This window comes from Burkholderia sp. AU45251 (genome assembly GCF_030482905.1).
GTDB lineage: Bacteria > Pseudomonadota > Gammaproteobacteria > Burkholderiales > Burkholderiaceae > Burkholderia > Burkholderia aenigmatica.
Genome location: NZ_JAUJQH010000001.1, coordinates 485,248 through 497,456 on the forward strand (window position 1 = coordinate 485,248; position 12,209 = coordinate 497,456).

Genomic DNA, 12,209 nt, shown 5'->3' on the forward strand with positions numbered 1-12,209 from the left:
CGCACGAATGCAGAACTGGCAGCCGACCAATCCGGTAGAGCGCAGGTTCATGGATGCGCACACGGACTGGATGAGTTTCGCGAAAGAGCAGGACGCGCGATTGATGATCTGGCAGACCGACGAGACGGATGCGGAGCTCGTGCGGCTGTATTTCCAGGTTCAGGATGAGACGTCGTGCGCGGTCAGGACGATGCGTGCGTCGTTCGTCGATGAAGCGGGTTATGCGACGGCGTTGACGGACGAGCTGATTGCGTTCTACGACAGCCGGCGGGAGGCATCCAATGCGCAGGGCGTGCGCGCGGACTGGCAAGCGCCGTACGACGACGGCAAGAATCCCTTGCTGTATCTGTTCGCGGTTACCGACAGCCTCATGCAGCACCATCCGGATATTTTTCCAGCGATGGTGTTCGTGCTGGAACCGGTGAATGTGCGGGATACCTCGGCATGGGTGCGGTGGATGGACGATTTGCTGTCGATCATTGCGGTCGCGCCGCAGCTTGGCGAGCGTGTGCGCTTTGTCGTGCCGCGTATTGAAATCGCGCCGTTTGCTGCGTTGATGCAACGGCATCGCGCGGCGGTGCGCGTCGTACATGGCAAGTATTCGATGGCGAGCGTGCCTCGCGAGTTACTGGCGGAATCGGGCGAGCACGGGCCGAGCGGGGAGTTTAGACGGCATTTCGTGATGCTGACCGAGATGATCGAAGGCGGCAATCCTTCTCGGCTGGAGGAATTGCGCGCGGCGGCGCTGAAGGTCGCCGAGCGCGAGCAGTGGTTCGATCAATGCGTTGTCGTGCACCTGATTGCGGGGGCCGCCTATCTGAAATGGCGCGATCGGGAGCGTGCAATCGATGCCTATCGGCGTGCCGCCAGCAGCGGCATGCGCGCGGTCGAGGCAGGGCATCCGGCAGGGCACAAGCTCGTGGCGAACGGGTTGTTCGGCGAGGCGAGCGTGCATCTGACGCACAAGGATTATGCGCACTCGGCGTATTGCTATGAGCGCGCGGTGGCGTCGACCACCGCGGCGAAGGACGGGCTGATGACGGTCGAGGCCTGGCGGATGAGCGCGGTGTGCTGGGAACGGGCAGGGGAGCGCGAGCACGCGCTGGAGGCCGGGTTCAATGCGCTCGATGCGGGGTTGATGATCGACGAACCGATGCGGGCGAACAGCAATCTGCCGATGGTTGTCGAGTGGATGGTGTCGCAGTTGGGTGCGATGGACCGGCGGCGCAACGCGTTGAGCGAGAAGGTCGCTGCGTTGCGCGGTGGGCGCTGAGCGGAGGCCGAAACCGTGGCACTTCTGGCCGTCAAGCATCTCGATCCGGTCGTTGGCGTCGACGTCCATTCGGTGCTGGTCACGCCGGGTACGCCACCGGTGTTTCTGCCGCACCCTCATGTCGGATTCATGCTCGACAAGCGCGAGTACATCCAGGCCGCGAAGGCCGTGGTTGGCTGCATTGCAACGATGATCGCGCAGGAAAAGGTAAACGAATACATCGCAGATCATCCCGACGATGTGGCGAAGCTGGAACATCTGGCAGACGAAGCAAACCACCTGGCAGATGAAACGAATCAGCAGATCAATCAATCGATCAACGACTTGTCCGGGTCAATGGGCGGCGGCAAGTCGCCTGACTTCATGGCCAACCCCATCGTCGCTGGAGGAGCGAGGTTTGCGGAAGATGTCAATCAACTCAAGAACCGCATCGATACTGATCGTGCGTTGAGTTCCCAATATGTCGATCGGCTCAAGAGCCGCATTAGTGATGATCTGGGCTCGAATGTCGGGGCAGGTGGCGGCAGCGGCAGGCCGATTTTTGTGAACGGGATGATGCGAGCCACGGCGGGGACGCATGCGTATCACGTTCCGGGGTTGCATTTTCCGCTTGGGGAATCGTTTGCGCCGCCGCCTGAGAAGGTCGAACCGTCGAACGACGGGGAATCGTTCATGGGCAGCAAGACGGTGCTCGCCAACAACGATCCGATGTCGTACATGGCGCTCGAGGCATTGAGTTGCTGGTCGATCGGGATGGAACCGCCCCCGCATAACAGCGCGCATACGAATCGAACCTATCCGTCGATGCCGAGTTCGGTGATGTTGCCGATTCCGGCCGGGCGGCCGGTGTTGGTGGGCGGGCCGCCGATCATGAACATGGCTGCGGCGGCGAAGGGGTTGTTCAAGTCGTTTCAGGGATCGAAGTGGGCGAAGACGCTGGCGGACAAGCTTCATTTGAAGCCTGGATTTTTGCGGTGCAATGTTTTACAGGCAGAGCCGGTCGATTCAATCACCGGTGAGGTGATTGTGCAACAGCATGATTTTACCGTCATGGGTCGCCTACCGCTCGAATGGGATCGCTCCTACGCAAGTCACGACAAGCGAAAAGGAGCGATCGGCGTAGGCTGGCAAACCCCCGCGGATATACGGCTCGAACTGGTTCCACATAACAATGTCGTGGGAGTCGTCTCGTTTTTCCCGGATCATGCGACAGCGTTCGACGTAATGCCTCGAAAAATTGGATGGGAGGCACGCCAGTATGACTGGCAAAATGGGTATGCACTCTATCGACGGGTTAATCTATTAATTCTGCGCACACACGCCGGAGTTGAGTATGAATTCTCGCTGCCATCAAACTGGGAAAACGAAATAAACAAAGGCATTGACGGCGCGGCATTAACATTGCCGGTTCGGCGAATTTCAGATCTACACAAAAACGCCTGGGCCTTTGAGCGAAATGCTGGTCAAGGGCTGGAGCGAATTATTGAATTCAAAGGGGAGGATGCTACCGGCCGCGCAATTATCGTCGAAACGCATCTATCCAGCAGGAACGAAAGACAAACCAATTTCATAACAGAACTGGTACTAACCGATAGTGTCGGCGGCGCTCACTCCCTTGTAGGTTACGAGTGCGATCAAAATGGAAACCTGATGGTCGCGTTGGACGCGATGGCCCAGCCGCATGAATTTGAATATGACACCGGCCATCGCATGATACGTCACACAAGTGCAAGGGGAGTGTCATTTTACTATAGCTATCTTCAAAGTGATGCCGAATCGTGGAAAGTTGATCGTGCATGGGGCGATGGCGGACTATTTGATTATCGCTTCGCATACGATGCCAAGCATCACGAAATTCGGATTATTGATTCCCAGGGAGATATAACAACATTACAAACTAACGAGCGTGGCTTCCCGGTAAGCTTGATCAATCCTCTCGGTGGCGTGACACATTATCGCTACGATGAACAAGGGCGCACCTGCGCCGAAGTCGATCCTGGCGGATTCACTACCACATGGGAGTACGATGCATACGGAAATATCATTAAACGCACGCTTGCGGATGGAAGCCTCACAAAAACGGAGTACGACAACAACTGTAGACCAACGTGCGTGACGGCTCCCGGTAATCGGCAGTGGCATTACATTTGGGATGATTGCGGCAAACTGCTTGAACAAACCCTGCCCACAAACGCTCGTATGCATTACGAATACGACAGCCATGGTCAACTTGCTGTCCATACGGGGCCGCGCGGTGCAATTACACGATTCTCCTACGACTCCAATGGCAATCTAAAAGAGATAATAAACGCGGCTGGCGCCAGCACGCGATACACCTGTGATGCGAGGGCCAATGTTATCAAAATTGTTAACGCACTCGGGCAAGTGTCCAGATATGACTACGATCGCAACGACAACTTGATTCGAGCAATCGAGCCCGGTGAACGAGAAACATCCTGCAGCTATGATCCTGAAGGCAACCTCGTCCGCTATCGCGACCCCAAAGGTCAAGTTACACAGTTCGAATATTCGGCGCTTGGTCAGGTAACAAAGCGAACAACGCCCGATGGCGGGGTGGTGTCATATCGATATGATACTGAAGATCAACTGGTTTCCATAATTAACGAATGCGGCGAAATTTATCGCCTGAATCGCGATGAGCTGGGAAGGATTGTTGAAGAAATTGATTACTGGGGGCAAACTCGCCGCTACGAATACGGTGTAAGAGGTGAGTTGACGCGGAGCATCGATCCACTCGGTCAGGCGATCGATTATAAAGTGGATCGACTCGGGCGTATCGTACAAAAACGTGTGCCGGATCCACGCCGATTGGACGGGATTCGCACTGAAACGTTCTCATACGATTGCCGAGGCAACCTGGTAGCGGCGGAGCATCCGGATAGCCAGGTCGTGCTGATGTATGACGCCGCCAACCGTCTCGTTGAGGAAAGGCAAGGTGATACCTTTACAATCGACCGCGACTATGATGCTGCCGGGAACTGCATTGGTCGCCGAACCAGATTCGAATCGGAAAATGACATCGTCGTACATCGGATTCGCTACGAGTATGACATTCTCGATGCAGTCACTTCGATTCAGATCGATGACGCCGTGCCAATCATATTTGAGCGTGACGCGCTCGGGCGAACCCAAACAGAGCAATTAACCGATGCGATGCGACGCGAATTATCGTACACATCTGAAGGATTTCTCGCGAAACAGGAGCTATTCTCCGGTACCGGTTCACTATTTTCAAGCGAATATTCCTATAGCGCGAACGATGAGATCATTGGTAAATCAGATTCACGTCTTGGGTTTGAAAGTTATCAGTACGACCCGGTTGGTCGACTGACCGGACATCTCAATCCAATCCGCAAATTACTTAGTTTATCGTACGACCCGACGGGGAATCTTCTGACAACGCGAATTCCCTCCAGTCCGAGTCGCAACGATACATGGACTAGGGATGGTGAATATGACGATTGCCACTATGCTTTTGATCGAATCGGAAATCTGATTCACAAGCGAGATCGGGAGCAGGATCTGATTTTGCGTTGGGATGGCGATGGTTTGTTGATTGAGACATTGGCTGTACGTCGGGGATCAAATAGTGATGGACTTTGCATCGACAAGACTCTACACCTTCGTACTTGTTACGAATACGATGCCTTCCATCGACGCACGAAAAAGACTACCCATGTTCAACACGCTTCCGATGGAATGGAAACGGCTTCATTACAATCTCAGACCACTTCATTTTTCTGGGATACCGATGTACTCGCAAGCGAGATTAAATATCCGGAGAAGGGTGGTCACGGTGTCGCGCAGGAGTGGATCTACTATCCCGATAGTTTTGTTCCGTTAGCAGGTATTCAGTGGCCGCACAAAATCGAAGCTCCAGTTTCTATGGCTGGCCACGAACGGATCACCGAATACGAAACGGGCGATGCGCGGAGAGGAGGAGGGCAAGCAAGGTATGGAGATGGAGAGGATCAAAATTCGACTTTCCCGGCGTCGAGCCAGACCACAGTACATTATTTCCACGTAGACCCCAATGGCGCTCCAACAAGAATTACTGATTCGGAGGGTGGGATTATTTGGGAAATTGAACATGTTGCCTGGGGTGGCATCGGCAACATCGAAAGAAAGTTCGAAAGCAACCATCCTCTTCGGCTTCAGGGGCAATATTACGACGAAGAAACCGGCCTTCATTACAATCGATACCGATATTTCGATTCAAAAAGTGCCGCATTTATATCTCAAGACCCGATCGGGCTTGACGGCGGACTCAATCTCTACCAGTTCGCACCAAACCCGATTACCTGGGTCGATCCGCTTGGCCTTGCATGCGGGCCGGCAGTAAGGCAGAATTCAAGGGGGCAATGGATCGATGCCCGCGGTCGGTTTGCAGTCACGCCAATCATTTCCTTACTCCCGAAGCTGAAAGGAAAAACCGTAAAAGGCGTTGAAGGAATTCTCCGGAGGGCGGGCTTCACGAGAACAAACCCCTCAAACCCGAAAAATCAGCGCTGGAAACATCCCGACGGATCCGAAGTTCAGGTGCACGCGTATGGAAACACAAATACATCACAATATAAAGCGAGCAACAACGCACACGCTCATAAGTCGCTTGGAAAACACGGAAACGTACCAGGCCCCAATAGCACCACTCCGCCCACTGTGGAGCTTGCAGACGATGGAAGAACTGCAGTACATCAACTCTCTGCTGCCGCACATATCGGGATAAAAAATCCATCCGACTTTCCTGCTGTATCCGGAAGAAACCATGGGGACTAGAAAGATGGCCGCCGAATTTATTTTGTCTTTCAATGATGGCAATTGGTACTCGACAAATCGTGATCTGATTGATGAAAAAATTCAATTACTTACGACATTTTCCAAAAGAATCGATGAGGAATATTGGCTCCTGGGCATTGAGGAAAGAGGAGTTCCTGGCAGATGGGAATTTGATGTTCGACTCTTTCTGAGGAAAAGTGAAATATTCATCGAGATCAGCTCGCACCCCAGGACGATCGAGCTTGACTTGATTTCATTGTTTTCATGGATCCGCGAGAAAACTCAAATCACGATCCAGGACGAAGATGGAGAACCGACTGATTGGTGACTAACGCAAAGTGGAACTACGCCAAACAATGTCTAGTCATGCAAAGGCTGTACTGACTTCGCAAGATGCAGGGACAGGGACATTCTTCAAGAAGGCTCCTTGACTCGTCTCGTTCAGGGCGTTTCTTTATTTGACATAACGTGAATTATCGATATTTTCGTTTGTAGTAGCTTTTTAGAAATGTCGTGTTCTGGCTATTTACAGATGTCGTGTTTTTGACTGCTGGCATGCTGGACGGCTCGTTGAGCAAGCACGGGAGCCGACCATGCAACCAGCCGGACTGGTGACACTGACGATGCGCGAGCTGGACCGATTCAAGGTCAATCCGCCGAAGCCAACGCATCAGGCCAGATACACGGCAACCTCATCCGCCGTCAGGAACCGCACCAGCGTCACGGACGGATTCTGCGCCGGATGGAACACGCCACCAAAGCCGTCCCAGCTCCGCTGGATACCCTTTTCCGTCTCCAGTGCGATCAGCACGCATTTGCCGTGCTTGCGGTGGCTGCGCAACGGCGCTTCGCCCCACGCGAGCGCCAGGTTGTCGACCAGCACGCCATTCTCATACGCATGGGCCTGCAGCCAGTGAAACTCCGAGGTGTCCAGCTCCTCGTCGCCGTTCCTCGGCGCAATCGCCTTGCCGACGCACAGCGTCTGCGCGTGTTCGCCGATCAGGCGCTGGAGCAGCGTGAACGCGTGGAACGTGTTGTTGACCGCATGCGCGCTGGCGACGAAGCCGGTGCCTGAAGCCGGCAGCACGACGACGCACTCCGGTTCGTAGCTCAACGCCGACGCGCGGCATAGAAAGTGCAACTGGTCGGACGGCAAACTGTCGTTGTCGGCTACTTTGTCCAGCAACGCCTGCAGCGCGGCGTCAGCAATCAGGTCGCCGTGATTGTCACGATCGCGCATCAGCATGGCCATCAGCGGCAAGACGAGCGTATCGACCGCGTCCCGTAACGCATCGACTTCCCGGCGTTGCTGAGCGTCGAGTGCATCGAGCTGCTGCCGGGCCGCCTGCCAGTCGCGTCGTTCGTCGTCGGTGGCTTCATCGTCGCCCTCCTCGACCGCCCTTGCGCAAAACGGCGCGAGTTGGGGCAGCCACGCCCCAAGCCTCGCCTGCGCGGCAGGAAACAGGATGCGCGGATCGGCCCCGCGCTCGACGATCGCGCCACCGAGCAGCGCCAGCAACGCCGCGCGATTCGGATGCAGCGCCGGCAGTTCGGCCGCACACGCGCGCAGAATGGCGTCGGCGCGGGCACGATCCTGCGCCTGCTCGCGCAAGTCGTCGACTTCGGTCAGTTCGAAGAAGTCGTCCATCGTGAAAAGATCGGCTTCGTCGAGGACGGGCCGGTGCAGGACGGCAAGGAATTCAGGCGTGAGCAGCGTCATGGTGGGTGTTGTTGCAAGCAAGAACGATCGACGTTGGCGTGACCGAAGCGGACGGGGCAACGCCCACCCGCTTCGGTGGCAAGCGCGCGTTACTCCCGCATCCCTTCCAGATCGCGGATCAACTCGCTGGCCGAGATCTCGTCGAGCGTCGACAGCGCATCAGGCTCGCGAATGCTGCCCCAGTTCGACGGCGCACCGGCCTGCAACGCACCGAGCGCCTGATCCGGATACATGTCGATCGCCCCGACGATGATCCCCGGGTCGAGCGACAGCTCGATCACCTTGCCGGCGCCGAGCGGCTTCGTGAAATACCAGATGCAGCCGCCATCCTCCACCTGGCCGCGGCGCCAGCCCTTGTTGACGAGCCCGAGCACGCGGCCGGTCGGTACCTTGACGCCCTTCCAGCGTTCGAGCAACCGCCCGTTGCGCTCAGCGTCGGTCAGACGGTACACGTCGCGGCCGAGCTGCGCGAACGGCTGCAGCAATTCGTAGTCGGCGAACACCTGCCCGAACGCGGCGGCATCGGCCGGCGCGATTTCCAGCGCATGCGGCACACCGATGCGGATCGTCGCGCCTTCCGGCAACGTGAACGCGTCGTCGTCGGCCGTGGCTGCGGTGCCGTCTTCCGCCACACGGAAGCAGGCCTTCAGCGTGCCGCCGAAGTTGCCGCCGTCGTCGACTTCGTACACTCCCCACACGAGGCGCTGCACGAGGTGGCGCACCAGCGGATGCTCGGCGAGAAACGCGCGAAACACCTCGGGCGTCCAGCGACGGCGCCCGCACATCGCGACCTCGAGCCGCGCAAGCTGCTGGCTCGCAATGGTGCGCGCATCCTTCTTCAGCAGCTTGAAGCGCTCGACCGCGTCCTTGCCCTTCACCGGATCGTCGGTCTTCTTCGGTTTCGGCAGGTCCGCCAGCCGCGCGCCGGGCACGCCGTCGGCCCCCGTCTCGCGCACATACGGTTTCAGCGTCTCGTCGAAGCCGACCTGGAACACGCGCGGACCGAAGTCGAGCAGCATCGTGCCCTGCGCATCGAGCCCGAGATCCGGCGCAAGGCGATCCTCCAGCTCCTCGGACGACAGCCCGCGCGCTTCCGCGATCGCCTCGATCTTCTCGCGCGCGCGGTCCTGCAGCGCGCGGAACTTGACCTTCTGTGCGATGCCATTGAGCAGCATCAGCGCAACGTCGCTGCCGATCGAGGCCAGCACGTCGAGGCCGGTCGCCGCGCGTGCATGCGCCGATTCGCCGGGCCACGTGCGGATCAGCGGCGTCAGCTTGCGTGCGGTATCGTCGTTGCCGAACAGGCCCAGCGCGGTCAGCGCCCAGCCTTCCTTGCCCGGTGCGCCGGCATCGAGCCAGGCGTTGAAGCAGTCCCATGCGAAGTCGGCCAGCGACTCCGCCGTGCATGCGTCCTTCACGACGTCGATGCCGCCGTAGATCTCTTCATTGGTCGAGAACGTCAGCATCTGGCCGAGATGGTCGAGCGCGTCGTCCGGCAACGCCTTGCCGTTTTTCAGCACCGGCCGGCGCCAGCCGCGCGGCTGCCAGAATTCGGGCAGCTTGCTGCGCTTGGTCGGGAAACGGTCGAGCGGGCTCTCGTCGAGCACCGCGCGCACCGCCTGCTGCACCGCGTCGTCGGCATAGCGCGCGGCGATGTCCATCAGCAGCGCCTCGTGGCCGTTCGCCTGCAGCAAACGCAGCGCGGCGCCGGCGCAGTCGCGCGCTTCGCCCGGCTTGCCGAGCGACGGCGCGATCAGGCCGCTGGCCGCATGCTCGGGAAACTTCAGCAGCCACGTACGGCCTTCGTCGCGCAACGTCTTCAGCTTCGCAAATGCGCGGGCCGCGATCGGCGCGCATTCGACAGCGCCGTAGTTCAGCGCACCGCCGAAATTCTCCGTCGGCTTGCTGCGCACGGCTGCGATGAGGCCGGGCAACGCGGGCAAGCCGAAGGTTGCCATCATCATGTTGACGCCCGCCGTGCTGAAATCGCCCGCAATCGCATTCCAGATATCGACCGCCACCGCGGCCGGCAACAGCGTCAGGTACTCGGCGCGCAGCGTGTACCAGAAGTACCGCTCGCGCTTGCGCTCGTCGATCATCCCGCGCCACGCGGCGACGAACGCCGGCGCGTCGCCTTGCCGGATCGCCTTTGCCGCGGCCTCGCCGAGCGGCCCGTAGTACTTCTTACTCGCCTCGAAACCGAGGCCGGCAACCAGCGTCAACGTGTCCTTCGCCGCCTCGGCAAGTCGCTTCGCCTCCCACTGACCTGGCGTTTTCGCCTGGTTGCGCTTCGCTTCGTCCCAGCATTCGATCGCCGCCAGTGCGAGCGGCTCCAGCGTCAGCGCAGCGGCCTTCTTTTGCCGCGCGGCAAGCCACGGCGGCGCGGCCAGCACGCCCGGCAATTCGTCGGCCGATGCGACGTCGGCCGGGCCTGCCAGCAGCGCGAGCAGCTTGTCGATCACGGCCTGTGCCGGTGCGTCGAGCCACGGCCGCAGCCCGTCGACCTGCACCGCGTGCGCGCGCAGCAGGCGTGTCAGGCTCGGCGTCAGCAGCCCGGCATCCTTGCCGCCCGCGGCCACGAGCCGCGACAGCGCGACCATGCCCGCCACCGGCCAGCGATCGAGCGCCAGCGACAGGCGCGCGAGCGCGCCCTTCGAACCGCTCGCGACCTTGCCCAGCGCGGCCACCGCGTCGGGCGTGCCGATCGCGGCAAGCCCATCGCCCGCCGCATCGTCGGCGGCGCCGCGTTCCAGCGCATCGAACGCCGCCGCGCCGCGCTCGCGCAACACGGTCGCGACCATCCGCGACATTCCCCAGAACGAATAGCCAAAGCTGTCGGGCCGGATCTTCGCGGCAACCGCGATCGCGTCGGGGTCGGTCGCAGTCAGCAGCATCCAGTGCAGCGTCTCGGGCACGTTGCGCTCCGCACCCAGCCGGCGCACCAGTGCATTCGACACGTGCGGCGCGTCGGGCAGCAGCAGTGCCGGTATCGGCTGGCGGGTCGGGTGCAGCGCCGGCAGTGCGGCCTCGATCCTGTCGACGCAGGCCTGCCAGTCCGCTTCGCTCGCGGCGGCGAGATACTCGCGCAGCGCCGCCTCGCCGCCGACGATCGGCCCGCGCCAGCTACCGCGCACCGGGCCTTCGACATTCGTCGTGAAACGATGGACGCGGCGCTGCGCCTGACGGTCGTAGTCGGTGTGCACCTGGATTTTCAACGCGTCGAGCAGCACGTCGATCGCACCCGTCAGGCCGTATTGCGCGATCAGGTAGCCGACGACCGGCCGGCCGATCGTGGTTTCGCCGTGATAGTCGCCCAGGGTCATCGCGAGCGCGAACAGCGCGGCGTCGGCTTCGGCATCCGCCACCGGCCCGGCGATCGGCGTGCGCGCGGCCAGCCGGTCGAGCATCCGCTGGACGGCCGGGCGCAGCGCCGCGTCGGTCGCGCCGATGTCGATCGAGTAGCTGTCCTTGTTTTCGATCTTCAGCCACGCGGCACGCACGTCGAGCACGGTCACCTCGACGGGAAAACGGCGCGACGCAAACGCTTCGCGCTGCATCTGCGGCGACAGGCGCACGGGGTCGCCGTGCGCAAGCCACGGCGGCGCGCCGGTGTCGGCGACCGCGGGCGCTGCGGGCGCCGGTGCAGCGGCCTCAGTTGCCACCGCCTCGCCAAGCGCCACGGCGGTCGCCTGCGCGTGGTCGTGCACGGCGGCCGACGTTCCCCAGCCATACAGCAACCGGCGCGACTTGAGCAGGTCGAACGCCATCGCGGCGCCCTGGTCACCGACGTTGTAGCGACGCTTGATCGCAGCGACCGTCAGCCGCTCGCCAGGCTTCATGTCGCCGTTCGCGATCTCCGCGCGCATGGTCTCGACGACGCGCTCGCACTGGGCATCGAAACTTTCGGCGGCAACGGGCGGCACGGGTGCGGGGTTGGTGGTGGTGGAGGTGGCCGTAGAAGCCGGTGTCGATGCGGCCAGCTGGGGCGACGGCGTGGGCGCCGCGCTGTTCCCCGCCGTCACCGCCACGGGTTGCGTACTCGCCGCCGGCTCTGCATCTGTCGATGCCTCCGACACCGCGGACGAGCTTGCCGACGGCGCCGCGGCCGGCGGCTTCGCGGCGGTCGCGCCGATGCTGGTGCCAGCCGCCACCGCAACTTCCGCATAGCCCTTGCCGGTCTTCTCCTTGACGAGCTTGTCGAGCGCGGCGCGCGCTTTCGCGTCGTCCGCGAACGACTTCGTCTGGCTCTGACCCGCGGTGCCGATGCGGCCCCAGCGGATATTGAGCCCGGAGCCGTCCTGCTCCACTTCCCAGAACTTGCTGGAATTGCCTTCGATCAGTTCAAAACGACGCATCCGTTCCCTCTCACTCGGATCGACGACGCAGCACGATGCCGCGCCTGCATGCCGTGGCCGCCAG

6 protein-coding genes are annotated in these 12,209 nt (G+C 60.4%); 4 read left to right on the forward strand and 2 right to left on the reverse strand.

Annotation, left to right across the window (positions count from 1 at the left end; all coding sequences use genetic code 11):
- The first annotated feature begins 7 nt into the window (after nt 1-7).
- The 3 genes from QZM67_RS02135 to QZM67_RS02145 are packed head-to-tail and all read left to right on the forward strand — an operon-like array spanning nt 8 to nt 6,398.
- Nucleotides 8-1,273: a hypothetical protein gene (locus QZM67_RS02135; RefSeq protein ID WP_301800473.1), complete on the forward strand. Its 1,266-nt coding sequence runs from the start codon at nt 8-10 to the stop codon at nt 1,271-1,273.
- A 15-nt stretch (nt 1,274-1,288) separates the two neighbouring features.
- The gene (locus QZM67_RS02140) at nt 1,289-6,070 is read left to right on the forward strand and encodes an RHS repeat-associated core domain-containing protein (RefSeq protein ID WP_301800475.1); all 4,782 of its coding nucleotides are present in this window, start codon (nt 1,289-1,291) and stop codon (nt 6,068-6,070) included.
- Between the two features lie 4 nt (nt 6,071-6,074).
- Nucleotides 6,075-6,398, forward strand: coding sequence for a hypothetical protein (locus QZM67_RS02145; RefSeq protein WP_301800476.1), 324 nt, complete (start codon nt 6,075-6,077; stop codon nt 6,396-6,398).
- 342 nt (nt 6,399-6,740) lie between these two features.
- Here QZM67_RS02145 and QZM67_RS02150 read toward each other — a convergent pair whose 3' ends face one another.
- Nucleotides 6,741-7,589, reverse strand: coding sequence for a hypothetical protein (locus tag QZM67_RS02150; RefSeq protein ID WP_301800477.1), 849 nt, complete (start codon nt 7,587-7,589; stop codon nt 6,741-6,743).
- Nucleotides 7,590-7,604: 15 nt separating this feature from the next.
- On the opposite strand from QZM67_RS02150, the gene QZM67_RS02155 reads away from it, so the two are divergent.
- Nucleotides 7,605-7,832 carry a hypothetical protein gene (locus QZM67_RS02155; protein ID WP_301800479.1) on the forward strand — a complete coding sequence of 76 codons (228 nt, stop codon included), beginning with the start codon at nt 7,605-7,607 and terminating at the stop codon, nt 7,830-7,832.
- A 47-nt stretch (nt 7,833-7,879) separates the two neighbouring features.
- Here QZM67_RS02155 and QZM67_RS02160 read toward each other — a convergent pair whose 3' ends face one another.
- Entirely contained in the window at nt 7,880-12,145 is a 4,266-nt protein-coding gene (locus QZM67_RS02160; protein ID WP_301800480.1) for a WGR and DUF4132 domain-containing protein, read from the reverse strand.
- Nucleotides 12,146-12,209: the final 64 nt, after the last annotated feature.

Excerpts from the sequence above, each read along its gene's own strand:
- QZM67_RS02135 (WP_301800473.1), top strand. The coding sequence starts at position 8 with ATGCAGAACTGGCAGCCGACCAATCCGGTAGAGCGCAGGTTCATGGAT.
- QZM67_RS02145 (WP_301800476.1), top strand. The coding sequence starts at position 6,075 with ATGGCCGCCGAATTTATTTTGTCTTTCAATGATGGCAATTGGTACTCG.
- QZM67_RS02155 (WP_301800479.1), top strand. The coding sequence starts at position 7,605 with ATGCAGCGCCGGCAGTTCGGCCGCACACGCGCGCAGAATGGCGTCGGC.
- QZM67_RS02160 (WP_301800480.1), bottom strand. The coding sequence starts at position 12,145 with ATGCGTCGTTTTGAACTGATCGAAGGCAATTCCAGCAAGTTCTGGGAA.